The sequence below is a fragment of the Chromobacterium subtsugae genome, from assembly GCF_035919665.1.
GTDB classification, from domain to species: domain Bacteria; phylum Pseudomonadota; class Gammaproteobacteria; order Burkholderiales; family Chromobacteriaceae; genus Chromobacterium; species Chromobacterium subtsugae.
This window is the reverse complement of the sequence record NZ_CP142381.1, coordinates 2,583,171-2,607,003: the sequence shown is the minus strand read 5'-3', so window position 1 is coordinate 2,607,003 and position 23,833 is coordinate 2,583,171. Positions and strand designations below refer to the sequence as shown.

Genomic DNA, 23,833 nt, shown 5'->3' with positions numbered 1-23,833 from the left:
CCTCTTCGCAATCGAAGAGGGGCCTGTTTCATTATGACGCCGATCCGGTCGCTATGCCGTGCGGTTCGCGTGGTAGAAAATCAGAGGCGAGGCCCAAGCCCTCCACTCTGCAAACCACTACCGCATCCGACATGGCCATGGACATCGAACAGATCAAAACCCTGCTGGCCAAACCCATCGCCAAACTGACCGCCGGCGGCTTTCGCCCCACTTATCAGGAAACGGAAAGTTGGCTGGGCAAGGTGTCACTATTTGCGCCTGGCGAAGCCATTCCGCTCGACGATGCGGGCAAGCCGATGCTGCCGCTAGCCCAGCTTTGCATTCCGGCTCTGCCTGTCATCTCGCCGCGGCTTGCCGATACCAGGCTTTTGACGGTATTCATTTCCGCCACGCTGCCAGAACCATTCGAAGCGATGGGGGCCAACTGGCTCGTCAGGGAATATGGGCATGGCGATTTGCTGATCCGCCAGGATTTCCTGCCTCAGGGCCCCAGCCTGAAAGCCTTTCCGCTGCAAGCGGAGCGCATCGACGAGGACTATCCGCTATGGGACAGCGGCGACATTCCTCTGGAGCTGGAGAGTGAGATCCTCCGCCAGGAAAAAGCCGGCAAGATCGCTGGCTATTACGATTTGACCTGCCACACCTATACACACAAAATTGGCGGTTATCCTTCTTATTGCCAGTCGGGCGTGGATCTTGGCGAAGGTTTTGAATTTGTTTTCCAGATTGCGTCCGACTCCAAAATCCATCTCAACATCATCGACAACGGCTGCCTGATGTTCTGGAAGCACAAAACCACTGGCCAATGGGCCCTCTACTACGATTTTTATTGAGGCACGCGCCTGACGCTCCGCCCCGCGAAACCACACCATGCCGCTGAACGACTCATCCCATCACATTGCACCGGCCAGGAAGCTCGCGCCGGCCCCCTCGGCTCGCCGCTGGCCAAAGCTGTCGCTCGTCCTGCTCGCCCTCCTCTCCGCCCCCGTCTGCGCGCAGCCCACCTTCAAGGAAGTGAAAGCCGCCTGGCAACCGTCCGACGTGACGCTGCTGGACCGCCACGGCCAGGTGCTGCAGCGGCTGAGGGTGGACAAGCAGGCGCGGCGGCAGGATTGGGTTGGCCTGGCCGACACCTCGCCCGCCTTCCGCCAGGCGCTGGTGCTGTCCGAGGACAAACGCTTCTACCAGCACAGCGGAGTGGACTGGTCCGGCGCGGCCGCGGCGGCCTGGGCCAACTTGTGGAACACCCGCACCCGCGGCGCGTCCACGCTGACCATGCAGCTGGCCGGCCTGCTGGACGATGATCTGAAAGCCGGCAAGGGCGGACGCAATCTATGGCAGAAGATGGGGCAGACCTGGTCCGCCGCCTGGCTGGAGCGGCACTGGAGCAAGGCGGAGATTCTGGAGGCCTATCTCAATCTGGTGGGGTTCCGCGGCGAATTGGTGGGGCTGTCCTCGTTGTCGTCCACATTATTCGGCAAATTGCCGGCGGGGCTGAATCTGGAAGAGTCTGCGATCGCGGTGGCTTTGATCCGCGCGCCCAATGCCGCGCCGGACAAGGTGGCGGGCCGCGCCTGCCGCATTTTGCAGGACATGGGCCGCAAGCCCGACTGCGGCGTCGTCGCCGTCCACACCGCGCAGGCGCTGGCCAAAAGCCGCGCCGCCAACCCGCTGGCCGAACAGGACGCGCCGCACTTCGCGCAAAAGCTGCTGCAAAGGCAAAAGCTGGCGGCCGGCAGCCGGGTGGCCACCACGCTGGACCTGCCGTTGCAGCGCTATGCCAGCGCCGCGCTGCGCCGCCATCTGGCCGCGCTGTCGCAACGCAATGTCCAGGACGGCGCGCTGGTGGTGCTGGACAACCAGAGCGGCGACATCCTGGCCTGGGTGGGTTCCAGCGGCCGCGGCCTGTCCAATGCCGCCCAGGTGGACGGCGTCACCTCGCTGCGCCAGGCCGGCTCCTCGCTCAAACCCTTTCTTTACCAGATGGCGCTGCAACAGCGCTACCTGACCGCCGCCTCGCTGCTGGACGACAGCCCGCTGAACCTGCAAACCGGCGCCGGACTCTATGCGCCGCAAAACTACTCGAAAGATTTCAAGGGCCTGGTGCCGGTACGCACCGCGCTGGCGTCGTCATTGAACATCCCGGCGGTGCGGACGATAGAAATGGTCACCCCCAACGCCTTCCGCGACCGGCTGGTCCAGCTGGGCTTCGCCAGCCTGACCGAAGACGGCGACTATTACGGCTACAGCCTGGCGCTGGGCGCGGCTGACATCCGCCTGCTGGATCTGGCCAACGCCTATCGCACGCTGGCCAACCAGGGCCTGGCCAGCCCGCCGCGCTGGACGCTGGCCGACGCCAAAGCGAAGCCGACTCGGCTGCTGGATGCGGCCAGCAGCTTCATCATCGCCGACATCCTGTCCGACCGCACCGCGCGCGCGCTCACCTTCGGGCTGGAAAGCGCGCTGTCCACCCGTTACTGGAGCGCGGTGAAGACCGGCACCAGCAAGGATATGCGCGACAACTGGGCGGTGGGCTTCTCGCGCCGCTACACGGTGGCGGCCTGGGTGGGCAACGCCGGCGGCGAGCCGATGTGGGACGTGTCCGGCATGCATGGCGCGGCGCCGATGTGGCAGACGGTGCTGGATCGCGCCCAGCAATCGGCGCCGCCATCGCAGCCTCCCGCGCCGCCGCCCGGTCTGGCGCGCCAGCGCGTGCGTTACCAGGGCGATGTGGCCGCGCCGCGCACCGAGTGGTTCCTGGCCGGCACCCAGCGCGCGCTGATCGTGCCGCAAAAGGGCTCCGCCGCCGACCTGACGCCGGGCATCGCCGCGCCGGTGGACGGCAGCATCTTCGCGCTCGACCCGGACATTCCGCCGGCCAACCAGCGCATGGTGCTGCGCGCGCGCGGCGTCGCCAAGCCGCAGTGGTGGCTGGATGGCAAGAAGCTGGGCAATGGCGTGGAGCTGGCCTGGTTTCCCTGGCCGGGCCGGCATCGGCTGGAATTGCGCGCCGGCGACGGCAAGAGCGTGGAGAAGGTGAAGTTCGAGGTGCGCGGCGCCGCGGCGAAGCCTAAGCCGCGCTGAAGCGCCGCGCATGCCGCCCTATGCCGGTTTGCGCCGCGCGAGCGATTGCATCAGCTGATCCGCCCGTTGCGCCGCGCCGGCCTTCTGCTGATCGGTCAGCGCCTGGTAGTCCTTGGTCTTCAGAAACCAGTCGGCGCTGAGCGCATCGCCTGAACGGCGCGCCACCTGGTTCCAGGCCGCGGCCTCCAGCGGCTGTTTTTCCAGCAGATAGCTCTCCGAAATCATCGCCGCCGCATGCATATTGCCCAGCGCGTAGGCCTGCTGCAGCGCCTCGCGCGCTTCGTCGCGGTAGCGGAAGCCAGCCTCGTAGCCGGGCTCGCCCGGATGGCCGTCCAGCTGGAACAGGTAGCGCTCGGCCAGATGCGTCAAGGCCTGCACGTTGCCTTGCTTCGCCAGCTCGCGCAGTTGCGCCAGCGACATCTGGTAATAGCGCGCCTCGATCTGGTAGCCCAGCTTGCGCAACTGCTGCTTGCGCTGGCGCTCGGCCGGCGTTTCCGGCGGCGGCGCCGCCTGGCCTTGGGCGGCGGGATTGCCGCCCACCGCGAAGCTGAAGCCGTCAGCCGGCGCCGCGGCCGTCACCGCCCGTCCCGCCGCCGGGCCGGAAGTCGGTTGCGACGCATGCGTCGCCCCGGCCGCCGGCCCCTGCGCGCGGGGCCCCCATAGCCAGCCCGCCGCCACCGCCGTCCCAACGGCGGCGACGAGCAACAAGGGTGCGCCCCTCATGTCAGATCCGGTTCAGGCAAGTGTTGAGGCCGTTGGCGTAGCCGTAGCGCGAGTAGTAGTCGCGTTGCGACGGCGTGCCGTGCTCGGCGTAGTCGGCCGCGTCGCGGGCGGAGGCCACCGCGTTTTCGATGAAGCTTGGGTAGCGCAGATTGGTCTCGGCGTACTTGGCGAAGGTGCCGCCCACGCAGTCCGCCTGCAGCTCTTGCATCGGCGGCTGGCGGTTGATGCCGCGGGTGAACTGGATGGTGTGGCCCCATTCGTGCGCCAGGATGAACTTGGCCACGTAGTTGCCGTAGCTGCTTTCCTGCTGCTGCAGGAAGCCGACGCCGACGCTGATGGTGTACGGACCGCAAGCCATCGCGCTGGCCTGGCCTTCGCCGCAGGCCGACTGGTCGACATACACCGTCGGGCGGGAGTACGAGCCGAGCTGGCCGCGGATCTCATTGGCGCTGGACTGGATGTAGGCGTTGCTGACCGGCATGGCCAGCGCGCCGGCCGCCTGTCCCGCGATCGCCACTGCCAGGGCTGCCGCGTTGAAGATTTTCCTTGTCATGATCTCTTTCTCCTTGGGTTGTTACATCAGGGAGATTTGTTTATGCGATATAAATAAATCATTTTGAAAGAATTATTTTGCCTAAAAATTCAATTCAATATGCTCGTTATATGTCAATGTATTATTTACATCAAGATCAGACAATCTCTGCAGATACTGAATAAAAAAAGGGCGGCCCATTGCCGCCCCTTTTCCGTCAAGCCGATCCGGACTCAGGCCGCCTGCCCGGTCGCCGCCAGCACGATCTCGCGGATGCATACCCGCTGCGGCTGGCCATAGGCGTAGGCGATGGCCTCGGCCACGTCCTGCGCCTCCAGCACGCCGCCCATGCCCTGCTTCCACTCCTGGTAGCCTGCCTTGATCGCCTCGTCGGTGGTGTGGCCCAGAAGCTCGGTCTCCACCGCGCCCGGGGCGATGGTGATCACCCGCACGCCGCTGCCCGCCACCTCCTCGCGCAGATTCTCCGAAATGGCGTGCACGGCGAACTTGGTGCCGCAATAGGCCGCGTGGCTGGGAAAGGTTTTCCGCCCGGCGATCGAGCTGATGTTGATGATGCTGCCGCGGCCGCGCGCCTGCATGCCGGCCAGCACCGCGTGGATGCCGTTGAGCAGGCCCTTGACGTTGACGTCCAGCATCGCCTGCCATTCGTCCGGGTCCTGCCGCGCCAGCGCGCCCAGCAGCATCACGCCGGCGTTGTTGACGATGGCGTCGGCCGGACCGAAGCGGGCCTCCGCCTCGGCCACCGCCGCCAGCATCGCGGCGCGATCGGTCACGTCCACCTGCCGGCACAGGGTGTCCGGCAAATCCAGGGCCTGCAGGCGGTCGATGCGGCGCGCCAGCAACAGCAGCGGGTGGCCTTGCTGGGAAAACAGTTTGGCGGCGGCGGCGCCGATGCCGGAACTGGCGCCGGTGATCACGATCAGGGCTTTAGTCATAATTGGGCTCTCCATAGAAAAATACGATGTGTTTTTGATGGCTGGAGTATATTCATCGCAGTGCGGCTCTGAAAAATGATAAAAATCTCTACCTGGCATCGAAATTTTCTATGGATATCCGTCAACTAAAGGCCTTCATCGCGGTTTTCGAGGAACGCAGCATCACGCTGGCCGCCCAGCGGCTGTTCGTCACCCAGCCAACGCTGTCGGTCACCATCCGCCAATTGGAAGAGGCGCTGGGCGCGCAGCTGTTCGAACGGCTGCCGCGCGGCGTGGAGGTCAGCGAGGAAGCCCGGCTGCTGTATCCGCAGGCCAGGCGGCTGGTGGCCCAGGCCGAGGCGCTGGCGCGGATGTTCCGCCAGCCGCACGATTGCCTGCCGCTGACCCTGGGCGTGGACGCAGATGTCGGCCCCGGGCAGCTGGAAGCATTTCTCGCCATGGCCGCGCGGGCCTCGCCGGCCATTCTGCTCAGCGTGGAGGAAGGCTGCGTCGGCGACGCCAGGCTGGCGGCGGAGGACAGCCGCTGCGAGGACGAGCTGTTTGTCCCGCTATGGGAGGAAAGTTTTGTGCTGGCGGTTACGGCCGGACATGCGCTGGCGGAACGGCGGCAGGTGGAGATGAGCGAACTGGCCGGCGCCGACTGGGTCACCTGCCCGGCGCACGCGTCGCATCAGCGCCTGCTGGATCTGCATGGCGCGGTGGCGCCGGAACTGGCGCTGGCGGCACAGGCCGGCAGCCTGCGGCTGGCCGCGCGCATGGCGGCGGCGGGACTGGGCTTGGCATTGCTGCCGGCCTCACTGCTGGCGGGCGCGGACGGGCTTGCGCCCATTCCGCTGGCCGGCGCCACGTTGACGCGCCGCGTCGGCCTGTGCCACGCGGCGCAGGCGCAGGAGCTTCCCGCGCTACAGGCGCTGCTGGCTTGCCTGCCGGCCCAGGATCACAGCGGCAGCGGCGCGGACAAGCCGTAGTTGCCGATCAGCATCGCCGCGGTGAACAGCATCACCAGACCGATCACGCAATCCAGCACCTTCCAGCTGGATGGTTTCTGGAACAGCGGCGCCAGCTTGCCGGCGAACAGCCCGATGGCGCCGAACCACAGCACCGACGCGCACAGGCTGCCCAGCAGGAAGGACAGCGCGCCGTGCTCGCCGTACACCGAGGACACGCCGCCTATCAGCACCACGGTATCCAGCCAGACATAGGGATTGAGCAACGTAACCGCCAAAATGGTGCGGATGGCGCGCTTGCGGTCGCGCTCCACGCTGCCCTCCAGCGACATCGCGCCGGCGGAAAAGGCGGAGCGGAAGGATTTGAAGCCCAGCCACAGGATGAAAGCCGCGCCGCCCCAGGCGACCACGCCGACAAAACCGGGAATGCCGGCCACCACCTTGCCCATGCCCAGCACGCCGCTGGCGATCAGCAGAATGTCGGCCACGATGCAAATCAGGATGATGGGCACCACATGGCTGCGACCGATGCCCTGGCGCAGCACGTAAGCGTTCTGCGGGCCGATGCCCACGATCTGGCTGAAGGAAATGCCCAGTGCGGAAAGAAATACGCTGAAGTTGAACACAGTCTGCTCCAAAATTATTCTATTACAGACTACCTGCGCATTTTCATTCAGTAAAACTAATAAAAATCATGATACATAAGAATTATTAATATCTGCCGTCGCACCCTTGCGCAGCCAGTTTCGGGTCCACGCCGGCAACTCGGCGGCGGCCAGCGGCGGCGAAATGCCGTAACCCTGGCCGTCATGGCAGCCTATCTCCAGCAAGCGGCTCCAGATGGCGCGGCTTTCCACCCCCTCCACCACCAGCTTGCGCCCGGTATAGTGGGCGAAGGACACCATGCTGCGGATGATGGCTTCGTTGCCCGGCATTTCCAGCAACAAGCGCACGAAACGCTGATCGATCTTGATGGTGTCGAATGGCAACTGCTGCAGATGCACCAGCGACGAGGCGCCGGTGCCGAAATCGTCCAGCGCGATCGACAGGCCCAGGTCGCGGCAGCGCTCCAGCTTGGAAGTGATCTGCTCCGCCTCCTGCTGGGTGACGCTTTCCAGCACCTCCAACTCCAGGAAGCCGGCCGGCAGCGGATTGGCCTCCAACAGCGCTTCCAGCGTGCGCAGGAAATCGTCGTGCTTGATGGTGGCGGCGGACAGGTTGACGCTCACCGGCATCGGCAGCCCCTGCTGGCGCCACTCGCAAGCCTGGCGCACCGCTTCGCGCAGCACCCACCAGTCCAGCTCGCGCATCTGATCGGTGTTTTCTATCGCTGGGAAGAACTCCCCCGGCGCGATCAGCTGGCCGTCGCGCGTCCAGCGCACCAACGCCTCGGCGCCTTCTATCCGGTGGTTTTGCAGATTGATCTTGGGCTGGTAGTAAAGCATCAGCTCGCCGCGCGCTATCGCCAGCGCGAAAGCGCTGCGCAGCGCGTGCAGCTTGTGGATTTCCTCATCCATCGCCGCGTCGTAATGGCGGAAATGGCCGCCGCCCTGGGCCTTGGCCCGGGTCAGCGCCAAGTCGGCGCGCCGCAACAACGCGGCGGCGTCGCAAGGGCCTGGGCTGCTCACCGCTGCGCCGACGCTGCAGCGCATTTCCACTGCCACCCCCATCGCGTCCACCGGCCGCGGCAGGCTCTGCAGCACGGCATCCGCCAGCGATTGCAGCTGATCGATCCGCTCCGAGCACGCGATGAAGCGCGACGCGCCCACCCTGCCGACGTAGCCGAACGGATAGATGGCCTGGCGCAGCCGCCGCGCCATCTCGCACAGCACCGCGTCGCCGCCGTCATAGCCCAGCCTGGCGTTGATGTCGTGGAAACCCTCCACCGCGATGGCCATCACCGCCACTTGCCCGTCGTTGAAGCGGGCTTGCAGCAGCCTGGCGATCAACTCCTGCATCTGGCTGCGGTTGGGCAGGCCGGTCAGCGCGTCGTGGCGGGCCAGGAAAGCCAGTTCGGTTTCGGCGCGGTGGCTGCGCTCCAGCGCGTCCAGCCGCTCCAGCGCGCGGCCTATCTCGCGCGCCATCACATCGAACAGCGCCAGTTTCGCTTGGTCGAAATAAGCGGTCTCGCGCGAATACAGCGACAAGGTGCCCACCACTTCGCCGCGGACCAGCAAAGGCGCCACCAGCAAGCTGTTGATGCCGTGGCGGCGCAATTCCGACTGCCAGGGCTGCAGCGAGGCGTCGCGCCTGGCGTGGTTCACCACCTGGACCACCCGGCTGCGGATGGCGCGGCCGCTGGGGCCGAGTCCATATGGATTGTCGGGGTCGCCCGAGACATTCGGGGCATTGGTCAGCGGCGTCATGCCGCAATTGGACAGCGCCGCCACCTGGACATGGCGGCGGGTCGGATCCAGCATGCCGATCCAGGCCATGCCGAACTTGGCTTCGCGCACGCAGACGTCGCATACGGCCTGCAGCAAGGCGCGCCGGTCCGGGCTTTCCGCCAGCGCGAGACTGACGCCGCTGAGGGTGGCGTACAGGCTGGACATTGTCTGGAAGTGCCCGCGCCGCCGCGCGGCCTCGCCATGCAGGAAGCGCTGGTAGCCGTGGATTTTCAGCATCTGGTCCAGTAGGATGCGCTTGCGCAGCAGGCGGGAAAGCCCCTCTTGGCCGGCGGCACCGGGCACGGCCGCCAGGCTCGCCAGCAGGTGCGTCTGGCAACGCTCGTACAGGCCAAACAGCCAGCCCAGGCTCACGCCCAACTGGCAATACAGCTCGCCCTGCTCGGCCAGCTTGCGCGCGCCGCCTTCGTCCAGCGGGTCGCGCAGCAAAGCCTCCCACTCCCGCAGCAGGCGCGCCGCCAGGGCTTCCATCGCCTCGCCGTAGTGCCGCTGCAACGGCTCAGCCTCCTGCGGACTCTTCAGCAAATGCCAGTACAGCTCCTTGGCCAGCAGTTCGCTCCTCGCCAGACAGGCGTCGGCCTGAAGCGACAACGCGGCCAGGTGTTCGGTCCGGATCCCGATAAAGCGGCACATGCCTGCCAGGAGCGCCATATTATCCGTCTGCATCTTGTTTTCTGCGCCTGTCGTGGCCAGGGCGCGCTCCTGCCGGCACGCGCCCTCCTTGCTGTCTTGCCCGCCTGCCCGAAAGCAGGCGATTATTGTCGGCGCAAGCGCCTTGCGCCGAAGCCTGCCAAAATGCCACGGCGCTGGCTTTTAAGCAAGTCCACGGGCATTATTAACCAGATAATTATTTTTTAGCGGCATTGGAAAGCGTTTCGTGCTTGATCCCCGACAATTGCAGACTCTGGCCGCGGTGGCGGAAACCGGCGGCTTCGACAAGGCGGCGAAAAAGCTGTTTCTGACCCAGTCGGCCGTATCCCAGCGCATACGCCAGCTGGAAGAACAGCTTGGCCAACCGGTGCTGACCCGCACCTCGCCGGCCGAGCCCACCGAGGCCGGGCGACAGCTGTTGCAGCACCATCAGCAGCTGATGTTGATGGAAAACCAGCTGTTGAGGCAGCTGAGCCCGGCGCCGCGGCAGCGCGAATTCACCACGCTGGCGGTGGGCGTCAACGCCGACAGCCTGGCCACCTGGTATCTGCAGGCGGTGGCGCCTGCGCTGGAAGAAAACGACCTGCTGCTGGACATCGTGGTGGACGACCAGGACCACACTCACGAACTGATGCGCACCGGCCATGTGATAGGCTGCGTCAGCACCCGGCCGGTGCCGATCCAGAGCGGCATCCAGCACTATCTGGGCGCCATGCGCTACCGCTGCCTGGCCACGCCGGCCTTCGCCGAACGCCACTTTCCGGACGGCGTCAGCCATGCCGCGCTGGCGCGCGCGCCCAGCATCATCTTCAGCCGCAAGGACGCCGTGCACGGGCAATTCCTGCTGCAGGCCGCCGGCTACCAGGGCCATTTCCCCTGCATGACGGTGCCCACCGCCCAAGGCTTCGTCGAGCTGACCCGCCAGGGGCTGGCGTATTGCCTGCTGCCGGAGCTGATGCTGGACGACGACCTGGCCAGCGGACGGCTGGTGGACCTGTTTCCCGGCCAATGGCTGGACATCCCGCTTTACTGGCACCACTGGCGGGTGGAGTCGCGGCTGTCGCAGGCGTTGACCGAAGCGATGCTGGCCTATTGCGGCCGCCACTTGCGCCAGGACAAGGACGCCGCCCCCGCCGCCGGCGGAGAATGCCGCTGACAACGCTCGACAGGCGCCGGATTGACAAGGCAAGGGTCCTGGCGCATCATCCGTCGCCGACCTGGTTTTATGGAGGCAGCATGACCAGCAATCAACAAGCACCCAGCAAGGCACAATGGGCCGAACTGGAAACCGCCGCCCGGCAGGCGGCCAGCCAAGCCTACGCGCCATACAGCAAGTTTTCCGTCGGCGCCGCCATTCTCGACGGCGCCGGCAAGATCCACATCGGCTGCAATGTGGAAAACGCCTCATACAGCCTGGGCAACTGCGCGGAACGCACCGCGGTGTACTCGGCCCGCGTCAACCACGGCATGCGCGAGGTGGTGGCGGTCTGCATCTACACTCCCACCGCGACGCCCACCCCGCCCTGCGGCGCCTGCCGCCAGGTGCTGAATGAGTTCGGGCCGACGATGCGGGTACGCGCGATCTGCGACGGCGGCGACGTGATAGACGCCACGCTGGACGCGCTGCTGCCCGGAGCCTTTGGCCCTAAAAATCTGCAGGACGCCGCCGGCTGAAGCGCCGCCCGTCCTTGCCCGCCACGCCAGCGGAAGCCTAGCGCTTCCGCTTTCTTTTTGTCCGCGCCGGCTCAAACCGCCTCGCGGCGGCGCACCAGCCCCAAGTCCTGCGCCGTCGGCAGCCAAGCGGCGGCCCGGGCGCGCAGCCAGGCCGCCTCTACGCCGGCTTGCTCGGCCGCCTCGGACAAAGCCTTTTCGCCGCCGCCCAGCCGCGCCATAGCCTGCAGCAACTCGAATTGCCACGGCTCCAGCTCGTGCGCGCTCACTCGCCATTGCCGCCGCGCCAGCGCCAAGCGCCCTTCCGCCAATGCCGGCACCGCCGGTCGCTGTCCGCGCTGCAGCTCATGCCAGCAGGCCAGGAGCGGCAGACTGGTTTTCAGCAGCCGCACGCTGTCCGGCAGCGCCATGCCGGCCAACGGACTCTCCGCGCCCAGCAGGACCAGCCAGTCGTCGAATGGCGGCGGCGGCGCGCCCTCCACGCCTTCCGCCCGGCCTATCTCGGCATGGGCCCGCTCCAGCCGCGCCAGCTCCACCGGCAGCCGGCACTCCGCCGCGTCCGGGTCTGGCTGGCTGGCCGCCAGAAAATCGGCGAAATCCGCGCCCAAGTCATGCAGCGACGGCGAGCGCGATGGCCGCGACGCGATGTAGCCGCGCGCCAGCAGGTCGAACAAGGGCTGGCCCAGCAAGACGAGCAGCATCGGATAGTCGGCGCGCAGGCACTCCAGCAGCCGCGCCCAATAGCCATGCTGATATACGCCGATGCGATCGCGCCGCTTGCCGCGCGGCGGCTCGGCCACCAGGTCTTCGCCCAGCCCGCAGCGGGACCGCGCCAGCGCCAGGCCCTGCTCCAGCGCGCCGCCGGCCGTCATCGCCGTCAACAGCCACATCTGGCTGTCAAGCAAGGCAGGCCGGCTCATGGCTTTCCTTTCCTCCCGGCAGCGCCTGCGGCGCGTATTCGGCCAGCAAGCGCCTGGCCTTGTCCAATTCCTCCAGCAGCTCCGGATACGGCGGAATGTCGGCATCCCACTCCAGCAGCGTGCTGACGCCGCCGCAAAGCCGCTGCGCCAAGAGGTAGAGCTGCCAGACGCGCTCCGGCACCGGATGGTCGTGGGTATCGATCAGGCAATCGCCGCAGTCGCTCGGCCCCGCCAGGTGGATTTGCACGATATGGTCGGCCGGCAGCTCGCGGATATAGTGCTCCGGATCGAAGCCGTGGTTGTAGCCGGAAACGTAGACGTTGTTGACGTCCAGCAGCAGGCCGCAGCCGCATGCCTCGGCCAGCCGGGACAAAAACGCCCATTCCGGCATCGTGGAGTGGGAAAACTGCAGATAGCTGCTGGGATTTTCCAGCACCAGCGGGCGGCCCAAAAAGTCCTGGACCTGCAGCACGCGGTCCCGCACATGGCGATAGCTTTCCTCGGTCAACGGCATCGGCAGCAGGTCGTGGGAATTGACCGACGCCACGCCGGTCCAGCACAGGTGGTCGGACAACCACGCCGGCCGCAACTCATCGGCCAGCCGGCGCAGTTGTTCCAGATAGCCCCGGTTCAGCGGGTCGCTGCCGCCTATCGACAGCGACACCCCATGCATGACGATGGGAACCTGCCGCCGCAGCTGGTCCAGCATGTGCCGGGCGTAGCCGCGGTGGCCGATGAAGTTCTCGCTGATGATCTCGAACCAGTCGACGCCGGCGCCGTGCTCGGCAAGGTGCTGGAAATGCACATTGCGCAAGCCGACGCCGAAGCCCAGGTTCGGCAAACCCAAACGGGGCAAGGTCACATCGCGCTCCTTTTCAGGTCGAGGGCGGCAGGGCCACCCGCAGCGGCGTAGGCGTCGGCGGATCGCCGGCAGGTTTGCCGCCGCTGGCGGCCATCACTTCGCGATAGGCTTGCCAGGCCTTGTCGTATACCGATTCGCCGACGGCGAAATCCAGCGTCTTCGGCAACGGCTCGCTGGCATGCGTCGGTCCGACGAATTTGTACAGCAGCATCGTGCCCTGGCTAGGGAACAATTGCGACGCCGAAATCGGCACCGCGCAGCCGCCGAAGCTGGCGCACTTGTTGTCGCTTGGCGCGCTGAAGGCATCCGTGGGCGGGGTTGGCCCCGGCGGCATGCAGCACTGCGCGCCGGCGGCCGCGTTCAGATTCGGCGCGGCCCGGCGCATCGCCGAACAGGAGCCGCCGCCCTTGTCGCTCTGCACAAAGCCGCAGCCGCCTTCCGCCTTGCAGCTGTTGGAGCCGCGGCAGGTGTGGTAAACCTCGATCGCCGCGCAGGTTTCCCCGCTTGAGCCGTCCAGATTCATGCCCTGGCATGCGTGGTACAGCTTGCCGGCTTCGCGCTGCCCGACGCCCAGCGCCAGATTGGGCGCCTTGCCCAAAGCCGCCCAGCACAAGGAAACGCGGTCGCCCGAACCCACCATGGAAGGATATGGAAAAGTGGTCTGCGGCTTCTGCCAGTAGGTGTTCAACACCGTGGTGACGCCGGCGATGGCGCCCGCCGATACGAAGCTCAGCACCCGGAACATCGACGGGTCCTGCTTCAGCGTGTTCAGCGCGTCGGCCACTTGGCTCGGAGACGGGATGTTCTTCGGCGCGATGGCCGGGTCGTACGCCGGATTTTTCAGCATGTCCGCCGTCCAGCGATTGCCTTTGGCATGCCATTGCTCCCAGGTTTCCACCTGCCGCAGCAACGCGTACAGTTCGGCGAAACGCTCGTAGTGGGTCCAGGCGGCGCTGTCGCAGCGCGCGGCGGCATCGGCCGACGGCACCGGCTTGCCGGCGCCGTCGTAGGACGGATAGTCCACCTCCAGCGCCTTGCGGTCCTCGCGGTAGGGCTCCTTCACTTCTTGCAGCATGCCGCCGCGGCGATAGCGGCTGAGGCTAATCTGCGCGCCCTCGCCCTGATCGGTGATGGCCGCCATCATGTCGATGACCTTGTTGAACGAGCGATCCTTGCCGCTGAAGTCTTCCGGGACGAACAGCGTCGACAACTGCGGAAATTCCCGCATCGGGTGGCCGCCGCCCTGGGCATTGAACAAATCCTGCTGTACCGAATTCGCCCCTGCCGTCACCCCTGGCTGGTCTGCGCTGGTCAGGTAGTCCCACAGCGACTTGCCGCTGGCGTATTCGATGCTGACATATTGGGCCAGGCACTCGTACATCCAGCCTATGGTGCCGAACAGCGGCAGGTTCTGCACCCCCATGTCCGGCTTCCAGCCGGCGAAAGGCACCTGCGGGAAATATTTGGCCTGCACCGGCGGCGGCTGCTTGGCCAGCTCGGCCCGCGCCGCGCCTTCCGGCTGCTCGATAGCGCGGAACAATTCGATCTGGTTTTCGTTCAAGGCCTCCAGATTGACCCGCACCTTGTTGTAGGTGCTGGTATCGCGCAGGTCGATGATATGCGGCAGCATCGACTGCTGCGGCCCGTAGCAGATCCAGCCCAGCCGCTGGTCCACCAGTCCCGGCGGCGTGAAGTCGGGCTGCACGCCCATCGCCGTGGCCAGGTTGGCCGCCATCTGCAGATGCAGCATTTCCTGGATGAACACGCTGAAAATGACATTGAACGCGCGCTCGTTGCTGTTGCGCGGCTGGCTGACGGGCGCGGAGCCCGGCCATTGGCGGCCGCGATAATAATCCAGGTTCTTGCTGTTGATCTGGTGGGTGCCCTGAATGGAGTACATGGTGGTCATGTACAGCGGGATGGTGAACAACTCCACGCTGACCGCAGCCTGAATGATGGCGCGGGCCGCCGACTTGTCGCTTTCCAACTCGTTCAGGCTGCGATCGGTGATTCGATTCAAACTGGCGCCGAGAACAGGAATTTCCATCTCATCCTCCTAAAAAGCGCGCGAGGCGCAAGGCTGGGGTGCTGCCTTATAACCTTAGGAGTCCGGATGCACGGAGAAAGCGCATATGCGCGGGACTAAGAAATAGTACTTAAGAGCGGCCGTGAAAAACCCGCCGGCAAACCGGCGGGTTTCAGAGGCTTCGCGGCGGCAAACTGCCTCAGCGGCCTGCCAGGATCGCCTGCGCGACCGCCTCGGCGATCTTGATGCCGTCCACGCCGGCCGACAGGATGCCGCCGGCGTAACCGGCGCCCTCGCCCGCCGGGAACAGGCCTTTGATGTTCAGGCTCTGCAGGTCTTCGCCGCGGGTGATGCGCAGCGGCGAGCTGGTGCGGGTTTCCAGGCCGGTCAGCACCGCGTCGTTGAGGTCGTAGCCGCGGATCTGGCGCGCGAAATGCGGAATCGCCTCGCGCATCGCCTCCACGCAGAAGTCCGGCAGGATGCGCGCGAGGTCGGTCATGGTCACGCCCGGCTTGTACGACGGCTCCACCTCGCCCAGCTTGGTGGACGCCTTGCCGGCCATGAAGTCGCCCAGCAATTGCGCCGGGGCGAAGTAGTCGCCGCCGCCCAGCTCATACGCCTTGCTTTCCAGTTCGCGCTGGAAATCCAGGCCCGCCAGCGGGCCGCCCGGGTAGTCCACCTCCGGCGAAATGCTGACCACGAAGCCGGAGTTGGCGTTGCGCTCGTTGCGCGAGTACTGGCTCATGCCGTTGGTGACCACGCGCTTCTCTTCCGAAGTGGCCGCCACCACGGTGCCGCCCGGGCACATGCAGAAGCTGTACACCGCGCGGCCGTTGGCGGCGTGGTGCACCAGCTTGTAGTCCGCCGCGCCCAAAAGCGGGTGGCCGGCGTATTTGCCCCAGCGCGCCGCGTCGATCAGCGATTGCGGATGCTCGATGCGCACGCCGATGGAGAACGGCTTGGCTTCCATATAAACGCCGCGTTTCTCCAGCATCTGGAAGGTGTCGCGCGCGCTGTGGCCCAGCGCCAGCACCACGTGATCGCTGAAAATCTCGCCGCCGTCGGCCAACTTCACGCCGCGCACGCGGTCGCCATCCAGGATCAGATCGTCCACGCGCTGCTCAAAGCGGATCTCGCCGCCCAGCGCGATGATGTCGGCGCGCATGTTCTCCACCATGGAAACCAGACGGAAGGTGCCGATGTGCGGGCGGGCCAAGTAGAGGATTTCCTCCGGCGCGCCGGCCTTGACGAATTCGGTCAGCACCTTGCGGCCCAGATGGCGGGGATCCTTGATCTGGCTGTACAGCTTGCCGTCGGAGAAGGTGCCGGCGCCGCCTTCGCCGTATTGCACGTTGGATTCGGTATTGAGTTCGCTCTTGCGCCACAGGCCCCAGGTGTCCTTGGTGCGCTGACGCACTTCCTTGCCGCGCTCCAGCACAATGGGCTTGAAGCCCATCTGGGCCAGGATCAGCGCGGCGAAAATGCCGCAGGGACCGAAGCCGACCACCAGCGGCCGCTGTTTCAGCTCGGCCGGCGCCTGGCCGACATAGTAGTAATCGGTGTCCGGAGTGGGCATCACCCGGCGGTCGCCCTTGAAACGGGCGAACAGCTTGTCTTCATCGACCGCATCGACGTCGATGATGTAAACCAGGCTCATCACGCCCTTGCGCGCGTCGTAGCTGCGCTTGAACACGGTAAAGCCGCGAACGTCACCGGCCGCGATCTTCAAAAAGCCGGCAACGGCAGCCGCCAACTCCTCCGGAGAGTGATCCAGCGGCAGTTTCAGTTCGGAAATACGCAACATAAAAAATCCAGTACCAGGTTGGTGTCTATTCAACGAGGCGCCATTGTAACGGCAAACCGCCCAGCGAGCACGGCCATGGCCCAGCCTGCGATTGCAATTCACCCGCGCCTTGGCTATAGCGTACTGTGGCTCTATGTGGGCCGCGGCGCCGCATGCCTTGCGCCTGCGGCATCCCCGTTTGCCGCCGGCGCGGTGACGTGGCCATCCAAGCCGCACGGCTCCAGACAGTGCCGGCTGGACATCAAGCTGCAAGTGATCGGGACCGCTGCGATTTTGACGCGCCCGCCGCGGCGGCAACAAGGCGACATCGCCATGCGCGCGGCCTTTGCCAGAAAAGGTCAAGGCGAGCGGGAAGTTTTGCACCAAGGAGAACCTCATGGATCTGGACATGCTCACCCAGCCGGTGGTGCGGCTGGCGATAGAAGCGTTGCAGCAAGGCAACGAAATCATCTGGCTGGAGCAATTCGTCCCCGACGCGACCCTAACCGACGACGGCCTGCCCGCCAACTTCCACAAATTCAGCGAACATGCCATGGGCCACGAGCGCTTCACCCGCATCGACCGCGTGGAAAACCAGGGGCTGGACATCTACGGCGCCTTCCACAGCGACCGCTGGGGCGACTTCGACGCCTGTTTCAAGTTCCGCCTCGACGCCAACGGCAAGATCTGTCAATTGGACATAGGCCAGGCAGCCTGACCTCTCTCCCTCGGAGGACTCCCGCGCAATGCCCGCTATAATGCAGAGCGCGCGCTTGCAACCGGACGCTTCCGCCGAGGAGAGGCAATGCACCAGATACTGATCGTGGATGACGATGCCGTATCTCAGCAATTCCTGCTGATGGTGTTGCGCCGGCTCGGCCATGACAATATCGCGGTAGCTAACGACGGCATAGACGCGCTGATCCAGCTGGACGCCGGCGACCGGTTGTTCGACGTGATTTTCTGCGACCTGGACATGCCGCGGATGGACGGCATCGAATTCGTCCGCCATCTGGGCGAGCGCGGCTATCAAGGCAAGCTGCTGATTTCCAGCGGCTTCGACGAGCGCGTGCTCGAATCGGTAGCCGAACTCGCGCGCCTGTACGACCTGTGGCTGGCCGGCCTGCTGCCCAAACCCATCAACCACCAGCACCTGCAGGCGCTACTGAGCCAGCCGCCGCCTAGCATCCGCCGACCCGGCAATATCAGCCACCCCTCGGAAGACGATTTGCGCACCGGCATCGAAAAAGGCGAGTTCCGCCCCTTTTTCCAGCCGCAAGTGGAAATGGCGTCGGGAGTGGTCCGCTCAGTCGAAGTGCTGGCGCGCTGGCAGCACCCCCGTCTCGGGCTCACCAGCCCGCTCCAGTTCATCGAACTAGCGGAGACTTCCGGCCTGATCACGGATCTCACCAAGCGCCTGCTGGACGATGCCGCACAGATCGTGGCCAAGCTGCCGCCAGATCCGCCGCTCCACATGTCGATCAACCTGTCGATGGCCTCGCTGAGCGAAACCAGCTTGGTCGCCGAATTCGAGGCCATCTTGCGCAACAATGGCTTTCCCATGTCGCGGCTGACGGTGGAAGTCACCGAAAGCGGCCTGATGGCCAATCCAACCCGGGCACTGGAAGTGCTGTCGCGCCTGCGGCTGAAGGGCGCCGGACTGTCGATAGACGATTTCGGCACCGGATTCGCCAGCATGGACCGTCTGTCCCGCATCCCGTTCACCGAGCTGAAAATAGACAAAGGCTTCGTCATCGACGCGCTGCAGAACCCCACCAATATGTCCATCCTGCGCGCCAGCGCCGAACTGGGGCGCCAGCTAGGCCTGAAGGTGGTGGCCGAGGGCGTCGCCTCTTTCGCCGAATGGCAACTATGCCGAGACCTGGACGTGGAAATGGTGCAGGGCTCGTACATTTCCCCGCCGGTCGATGCGGAAAGCTTTCGCCGCTGGCTGTTGAAGCACCAGGGAAGCTTCCCGCTGCCGCCGGCCGCCGATGCCGGCCCCGCTTAATCCCCATCATCAAGGAGCCTTACCATGCGTACGCTGCGCGTTCTCCTGATATCGATCCCGCTCCTGTTTTCCGCCGCGCCGCGCGCTCAAGGCGAAGCCATGCTGGAGAAGCCCGCCGGCAAAGTGGTGCTGACCATCAGCGGCCAGATCAGCAACAAAAACCACGACAATGACGCGGTGTTCGACATGTCCATGCTCGGCAAGCTGCCGCAACACACCATCGCCACCCATACGCCATGGCTGCCCGGCGTCAGCCGCTTCACCGGCCCCTACCTGGAGGACGTGCTCGCCTTGGTCGGCGCCAGGGGCAAGATGCTGAAGGCCATTGCCTTGAACGACTACAAGACCGACATTCCGCTGGAAGACGCCTCCCGCTTCAATATCGTGCTGGCCTTGCTGTTGAACGGCAAACCGATGCCGGTGCGCGACAAAGGCCCGCTATTCATCGTCTATCCCTACGACAGCCAGCCGGAGCTGCGCTCGGAGCTCTATTACAGCCGCTCGGCCTGGCAACTGAAAACCCTGCAGGTGGAGTAAGGCATGTCCGTCCTCAAACGGCAGCGCCTGGATTGGCGGATGCTGATCGCGATCGGCGCCACCTTGATCTGCGTGTTCATCGGCGTCGCCTATATCCAGTTCCGTCAATCTGAGATGCTGGCCGGCGCGCTGCGCGACCAGAACGACAACGTCACCTGGGCGTATTTCCAGCTGGAAACCGAAGGACTGCGCCTGCAAGCGGCGCTGCAAAAGGCGCAGCGCCGCCGCGTCGATCCCGAGGAGCTGCAGCAGCGCTATGACATTTTCGTCAGCCGCGTCGGCATCATCCGCAGCGGCCTGTATCAAAGCCTGCTGCAGGACCAGCCTGAGTATCGGACAATGCAGCCGCGGCTGGACCGCTTCATCCGCCAGGGCGACGCCCTGCTCTCCCGCCCCGGCGCGCTCCAGGATCCGGCGGCGCTGGAAAGGCTGGCCAGCCAGTTGGCCAGCCTCGCCGACGGCCTGCATGACATGTCGCTTAGCGCCAACCAGGCCATGGCCGAACGCTCCGACCTGCGCAACCGGGCGATGGAGCAGCACATCGCCATCGGCAACTGGCTGATGGGCTTCGAATGGGCGCTGGCGCTGGGCTTCGGCTTCACCGTCATCCGCCAGTTGCGCCAATTGGAGAAGCGCCGCCAGACGCTGGAAATCCTCACCGCGCGGCTGGAGGAGGCGCGCAAGCAAGCCGAAGCCGGCAGCCTGGCCAAGAGTGTCTTCCTCGCCAATATGAGCCATGAAATCCGCACCCCGCTCAACGGCGTGCTGGGCATGCTGTCGCTGCTGGCCAGCGAAGCCCCCAACCCGGTCCAGGCCGGCTATATCCGCACCGCGGAAGAGTCCGCCAAACACCTGCTGTTCCTGCTCAACGATGTGCTGGACGCCAGCAAGCTGGAATCCGGCAAGCTGGAGCTGGCGCCGGTCACCTGCAATCTCAGCTACCTGCTGCGGCAGCTCGCCAAACTGATGAGCGCGCAGGCCCAGGCCAAGGGCCTGATGCTGAGCCTGGACATGGCGACCGCGATTCCGGAATGGGTGGAGGTCGATCCCACCCGGCTGCGGCAGATCCTCCTCAATTTGCTGAGCAACGCCGTCAAGTTCACCGAGCGCGGCGGCGTCGCCATCCACGCCTCCTGCACACCTGGCGCGCGCGCGGACCAGTGCAATCTGCAGCTGATCGTCACCGACACTGGCGTAGGCATGAGCAAGGAAACGCTGTCCCGACTATTCAGGCGTTTTTCACAAGGGGATAGCTCCACCGCGCGCCAGTATGGCGGCAGCGGCCTGGGCTTGGAGATCTCCCAGAGCCTGGCCGCGCTGATGGGCGGCGAGATTTCGGTCACCAGCGTCCTGGGGCAAGGCAGCTGCTTCCAGCTGAGCCTGCCCTTGAAAATCATCCAGGCGCCGCAGTTGCCTGAAGAGGCGGCCAGCCCGCCGCTCCGGCTGGATGATGGCCCGCCCCGCCGCGTGCTGGTGGTGGATGACAACGAGGTCAATCGCAAATACATCCAGGCGATGCTGGAGCGGATGAACCAGCAGCCGACGATGGCGGGCACGGGTCCGGAAGCGCTGGAAATCGCAAGAAAGCAGCCGTTCGACCTGGTGTTGATGGATTTGCACATGCCGGGCATGGACGGCATCGAGACCAGCCGGCGCCTGCGCGAGGAGGCGCTGACGCCGCGAATGGCCATCGTGGCGCTGACTGCCGATGCCTTCCCCGAAACGCGGCAAACGACGCTGCGCCAAGGGCTGGACGGCTTTCTGGCCAAACCTGTCGATGGCGATCAACTGCTGGCGGCGTTGCGGCGGCATTTGCCGCCGGCCGCGCCAGTCGCTGCGCTCGACGATGCGCCCGAGCTCGACGAAAAAACCATCGCCGGCTTCATCGAATTGCTGTCGCCCGCCAAATACCGCGAACTGGCCACCCAGTTTTTCTCCAACCACGAATCCACGCTGCGGCTGCTGGAAGCCAACCGGCAAGCACCCGACCGCGACCAGTTGTTCCATCTGGCCCACAGCCTGAAGGGCGGCGCCCTGACCCTGGGATTCTCCGGCCTAGCCCGGCGCTGCCAGGAACTGGAGCAGGAAGCCCAGCAGGACGTCTGCGCGCCAGAGCGGATCATCGGCCAGTTGGCGGCGCAATTCCGCGCCACGCGGGAGGCCTGCGTGCGGCAAGGCTATCTCGCCTGCGCCGCCGGCTAACAAGGCCTCAGGCGACGCGCGCCAACCGGCCGCCGTCAGCCTCGGGAACCTCGAACCGTTTCCAGTCGACGATCATCACCTGGCTGAGGCCGCAGTCCAGCGCCAGCTGGGCTTCGATCTCTTCCAATACCTGGTGGCAATGGATGACGCCATTGATGGCGACCTCGGCCCGACGCATCACGCTGTCGTCGGCGGTGACAAACCAGATGCAGTATCGGCTCATCGGCTACCCTCCCGCAAAGTGCCGCAAAACACAGGCTCAGGAATGTAAATATCGGTCCAATTGCCGCCAGACTGCAAGTTTTGCCTCGAAGGCCAGGGTATGCGCGGGGCTGGACGAAGGCAAGGCGAGCCAAGCCTCCTTGCGGCCGGCCAGTTGCGGCGCGGCTTTGGCGGCGGTCGCGCCATTGAAGGCCACCGCCCGAAGGCCGGGAAGGCTATCCAGCAAGCGGCTCAGATCGTTGCGGCGGACGTCGCGCAGATCGGCATCCAGGCTGCCCTTGCGGCTTGCCTCGGCCACCACGTCCCACAAGCCTATGCCTGCCCCCTGCAACGCCGACAACTTGTCCGGGTAAGGCAGCGCGTGCAACTCCCGCCCCAGCAGCGCGCCGAACAGCCGCCAGAACTGGTTGCGCGGATGCGCGTAATACTGGCTGGCAGCCAGCGAAGCGTCGCCCGGCAGCGAGCCCAGTATCAACACGCGGGTATTGGCGTCGACCACGGGAGGGAAGCAGCGTTTCTGTTCCACTGCGCTCAGCGGAGTATCCATGCTCAGAATAGCTGGCCCTGGTGGCTGGCCAGCCAGGACCGGACCGGCCCGAAGGTTTTGCGGTGTTCCGCCAGCACGCCATGGCGCTCGATGGCGGCCAGATGCTCGGCGGTGGGATACCCCTTGTGGCGCGCGAAACCGTACTGCGGGTGCCGCGCGTCCAGCGCCACCAGCTCGGCGTCGCGGGCGGTTTTGGCCAGAATCGAGGCGGCGGAGATCGCCGCCACCTTGGCATCGCCCTTGACGATGGCCTCGCCCGGCACCGGCAGATGCTTGGGCACGCGGTTGCCGTCTATCTGCGCCAGGTCCGGGCGCGTCGACAAGCCTTCCACCGCGCGGGTCATCGCCAGCATGGTGGCATGCAGGATGTTGAGCTTGTCGATCTCTTCGACGCTGGCGCTGGCGATGCACCAGGCCAGCGCGTCGCGCTTGATCCAGGCGGCCAATGCGTCGCGCTTCGCCTCGCTCAGCACCTTGGAGTCGGCCAGCCCGGCGATGGGCTTGGCCGGATCCAGGATGACCGCGGCGGCGAACACCGCGCCGGCCAGCGGCCCGCGGCCGGCCTCGTCGACGCCGCAAATCAATGGCATCGCGCCACCTCCAGCACCGCGCGCGCGGCGCGGGTGGCGGTGTCCTGACGCAAGGCCAGATGCAGCTCGGTGAACGCCTTTTCCATATCCGCGCGCGCCGCGGAGTCGGTGTACAGCCGTTGCATCTCTTCGGCCAGCTTCTGCGGGGTAGCCTGGCCTTGCAGCAGCTCCGGCACCACGAAGCGCCCGCACAGGATATTGGGCAGGCCGACATAAGGCAGCTTGATCTTGCGCTTGACCAGGCGGTAAGTGAACGCCGACAGCTTGTAGCTGATCACCATCGGTCGCTTGGTCAGCGCCACCTCCAGCGTGGCGGTGCCGCTGGTCACCAACACCACGTCGCTGGCGATGGTGGCCATCTGCGCGTGGCCGAACAGCTTGCGGATCGGCAGATCGCGCGCCTTGTAGCGGTACAGCATCTGCTCGAACAGGTCCAGCGTGGCGCGGGTGGCCAGCGGCACCAGGAACTGGGCGTCCGGATACTGGCGCAGCAGCAGGCGGGCGGTGTCCAAGTATACCGGCACCATGTATTCCAGCTCGCTCTTGCGGCTGCCGGGCATCAGCGTGAACACCGGCACCTGCAGCGGCACGCCCAACTGCTCACGCATCGCGTCCTTGTCGGGATCAAGCGGGATTTCGCTGGCCAGCGGGTGGCCGACATAGGTCACCGGCACGCCGGCCTGGCGGTACAGCGGCGGCTCCATCGGAAACAGGCACAGCACGTGGTTCACCGACTTGCCTATCTTCTGCACCCGCTCCGGCCGCCAGGCCCATACTGACGGGCTGACGTAATGCACGGTGGGAATGCCGCCCTTCTTCAACGCGCCTTCCAGCGCCAGGTTGAAATCGGGGGCGTCCACGCCGATGAACACATCCGGCCTTTCCGCCAACAGGCGGTCGCGCAGCTGGCGGCGGATGCGCAGCAACTCCGGCAGGCTTTTGATCACCTCGGAATAGCCCCGCACCGCCAGCTTTTCCTGCGGCACCATGCTGTGAAAGCCGCGGGCTTCCATTCTGGGGCCGCCGATGCCGGCGAATTCGATATCGCTGCGATGGGCGCGCAACGCATCCATCAGATGGGCGGCAAGAAGGTCGCCAGAGGCCTCGCCGGCCACCATGGCGACCTTCAAGGCCCCCTTGCGCTTGAACAAGTGATCGCTCATA

Annotated in this window: 22 protein-coding genes; 9 read left to right on the top strand and 13 right to left on the bottom strand. The window is 65.5% G+C overall.

The window, feature by feature from the left end; translation table 11 throughout:
• The first annotated feature begins 137 nt into the window (after positions 1-137).
• Positions 138-833: a DUF1963 domain-containing protein gene (locus tag U6115_RS12580; protein WP_043572591.1), complete on the top strand. Its 696-nt coding sequence runs from the start codon at positions 138-140 to the stop codon at positions 831-833.
• A 37-nt stretch (positions 834-870) separates the two neighbouring features.
• Positions 871-3,084, top strand: coding sequence for a penicillin-binding protein 1C (gene pbpC / locus U6115_RS12575; protein WP_230623325.1), 2,214 nt, complete (start codon positions 871-873; stop codon positions 3,082-3,084).
• An 18-nt stretch (positions 3,085-3,102) separates the two neighbouring features.
• Here the strand turns inward: pbpC and U6115_RS12570 are convergent, their stop codons facing one another.
• From U6115_RS12570 to U6115_RS12560, 3 genes are all read right to left on the bottom strand, one after another.
• The gene (locus U6115_RS12570) at positions 3,103-3,807 is read right to left on the bottom strand and encodes a hypothetical protein (protein ID WP_146008293.1); all 705 of its coding nucleotides are present in this window, start codon (positions 3,805-3,807) and stop codon (positions 3,103-3,105) included.
• Position 3,808: 1 nt separating this feature from the next.
• Entirely contained in the window at positions 3,809-4,360 is a 552-nt protein-coding gene (locus U6115_RS12565) for a neutral zinc metallopeptidase (protein WP_043572313.1), read from the bottom strand.
• 212 nt (positions 4,361-4,572) lie between these two features.
• Positions 4,573-5,295 (bottom strand): SDR family oxidoreductase, encoded by a 723-nt coding sequence (locus U6115_RS12560; protein ID WP_043572314.1) that lies wholly within the window; start codon positions 5,293-5,295, stop codon positions 4,573-4,575.
• A 110-nt stretch (positions 5,296-5,405) separates the two neighbouring features.
• On the opposite strand from U6115_RS12560, the gene U6115_RS12555 reads away from it, so the two are divergent.
• Complete coding sequence (locus U6115_RS12555) at positions 5,406-6,263, top strand: LysR family transcriptional regulator (RefSeq protein ID WP_043572316.1); 858 nt, start codon at positions 5,406-5,408, stop codon at positions 6,261-6,263.
• Here U6115_RS12555 and U6115_RS12550 read toward each other — a convergent pair.
• Both U6115_RS12550 and U6115_RS12545 read right to left on the bottom strand, forming a co-directional pair.
• Positions 6,233-6,868, bottom strand: a complete 636-nt coding sequence (locus U6115_RS12550) for a LysE/ArgO family amino acid transporter (protein WP_043572597.1) — start codon at positions 6,866-6,868, stop codon at positions 6,233-6,235. The genes U6115_RS12555 and U6115_RS12550 overlap by 31 nt on opposite strands.
• A 66-nt stretch (positions 6,869-6,934) precedes the next feature.
• On the bottom strand, positions 6,935-9,313 hold the full coding sequence (locus U6115_RS12545) for an EAL domain-containing protein (protein WP_043572318.1): 2,379 nt from the start codon (positions 9,311-9,313) through the stop codon (positions 6,935-6,937).
• A 211-nt stretch (positions 9,314-9,524) separates the two neighbouring features.
• Here U6115_RS12545 and U6115_RS12540 point away from each other — a divergent pair, with 211 nt between their 5' ends.
• Both U6115_RS12540 and U6115_RS12535 read left to right on the top strand, forming a co-directional pair.
• Positions 9,525-10,454 carry an ArgP/LysG family DNA-binding transcriptional regulator gene (locus U6115_RS12540; protein WP_043572321.1) on the top strand — a complete coding sequence of 310 codons (930 nt, stop codon included), beginning with the start codon at positions 9,525-9,527 and terminating at the stop codon, positions 10,452-10,454.
• 80 nt (positions 10,455-10,534) lie between these two features.
• The gene (locus tag U6115_RS12535; protein WP_047249418.1) at positions 10,535-10,972 is read left to right on the top strand and encodes a cytidine deaminase; all 438 of its coding nucleotides are present in this window, start codon (positions 10,535-10,537) and stop codon (positions 10,970-10,972) included.
• Between the two features lie 71 nt (positions 10,973-11,043).
• Here the strand turns inward: U6115_RS12535 and U6115_RS12530 are convergent, their stop codons facing one another.
• The 4 genes from U6115_RS12530 to U6115_RS12515 form a co-directional block, all read right to left on the bottom strand.
• Positions 11,044-11,889 (bottom strand): HvfC/BufC N-terminal domain-containing protein, encoded by an 846-nt coding sequence (locus tag U6115_RS12530; RefSeq protein ID WP_043572323.1) that lies wholly within the window; start codon positions 11,887-11,889, stop codon positions 11,044-11,046.
• Positions 11,867-12,751 carry an MNIO family bufferin maturase gene (gene bufB / locus U6115_RS12525; RefSeq protein WP_080770149.1) on the bottom strand — a complete coding sequence of 295 codons (885 nt, stop codon included), beginning with the start codon at positions 12,749-12,751 and terminating at the stop codon, positions 11,867-11,869. The genes U6115_RS12530 and bufB overlap by 23 nt, the downstream gene beginning before the upstream one ends.
• Before the next feature lie 13 nt (positions 12,752-12,764).
• Positions 12,765-14,798, bottom strand: coding sequence for a ferritin-like domain-containing protein (locus U6115_RS12520; protein WP_043572326.1), 2,034 nt, complete (start codon positions 14,796-14,798; stop codon positions 12,765-12,767).
• Between the two features lie 178 nt (positions 14,799-14,976).
• On the bottom strand, positions 14,977-16,581 hold the full coding sequence (locus tag U6115_RS12515; RefSeq protein WP_043572329.1) for an NAD(P)/FAD-dependent oxidoreductase: 1,605 nt from the start codon (positions 16,579-16,581) through the stop codon (positions 14,977-14,979).
• Between the two features lie 376 nt (positions 16,582-16,957).
• On the opposite strand from U6115_RS12515, the gene U6115_RS12510 reads away from it, so the two are divergent.
• The 4 genes from U6115_RS12510 to U6115_RS12495 all read left to right on the top strand — a co-directional run bounded on the left by U6115_RS12510 (position 16,958) and on the right by U6115_RS12495 (position 21,310).
• Positions 16,958-17,278 carry a hypothetical protein gene (locus U6115_RS12510; protein WP_043572332.1) on the top strand — a complete coding sequence of 107 codons (321 nt, stop codon included), beginning with the start codon at positions 16,958-16,960 and terminating at the stop codon, positions 17,276-17,278.
• Between the two features lie 87 nt (positions 17,279-17,365).
• Positions 17,366-18,571 (top strand): EAL domain-containing response regulator, encoded by a 1,206-nt coding sequence (locus U6115_RS12505; protein WP_047237993.1) that lies wholly within the window; start codon positions 17,366-17,368, stop codon positions 18,569-18,571.
• A 24-nt stretch (positions 18,572-18,595) separates the two neighbouring features.
• Positions 18,596-19,108 carry a putative pterin-binding protein gene (locus U6115_RS12500; protein ID WP_043572335.1) on the top strand — a complete coding sequence of 171 codons (513 nt, stop codon included), beginning with the start codon at positions 18,596-18,598 and terminating at the stop codon, positions 19,106-19,108.
• A gap of 3 nt (positions 19,109-19,111) precedes the next feature.
• On the top strand, positions 19,112-21,310 hold the full coding sequence (locus U6115_RS12495) for an ATP-binding protein (protein WP_052257913.1): 2,199 nt from the start codon (positions 19,112-19,114) through the stop codon (positions 21,308-21,310).
• A gap of 7 nt (positions 21,311-21,317) precedes the next feature.
• Here the strand turns inward: U6115_RS12495 and U6115_RS12490 are convergent, their stop codons facing one another.
• The 4 genes from U6115_RS12490 to lpxB are packed head-to-tail and all read right to left on the bottom strand — an operon-like array spanning position 21,318 to position 23,832.
• The gene (locus U6115_RS12490) at positions 21,318-21,533 is read right to left on the bottom strand and encodes a hypothetical protein (protein WP_043572338.1); all 216 of its coding nucleotides are present in this window, start codon (positions 21,531-21,533) and stop codon (positions 21,318-21,320) included.
• 36 nt (positions 21,534-21,569) lie between these two features.
• Positions 21,570-22,079 carry a DNA-deoxyinosine glycosylase gene (locus U6115_RS12485; RefSeq protein ID WP_043572340.1) on the bottom strand — a complete coding sequence of 170 codons (510 nt, stop codon included), beginning with the start codon at positions 22,077-22,079 and terminating at the stop codon, positions 21,570-21,572.
• Between the two features lie 2 nt (positions 22,080-22,081).
• Positions 22,082-22,669 carry a ribonuclease HII gene (gene rnhB, locus U6115_RS12480; RefSeq protein WP_173427785.1) on the bottom strand — a complete coding sequence of 196 codons (588 nt, stop codon included), beginning with the start codon at positions 22,667-22,669 and terminating at the stop codon, positions 22,082-22,084.
• Positions 22,660-23,832, bottom strand: coding sequence for a lipid-A-disaccharide synthase (lpxB, locus tag U6115_RS12475; protein ID WP_043572342.1), 1,173 nt, complete (start codon positions 23,830-23,832; stop codon positions 22,660-22,662). Before lpxB ends, rnhB begins: the two co-directional genes overlap by 10 nt.
• Position 23,833 lies beyond the last annotated feature (1 nt).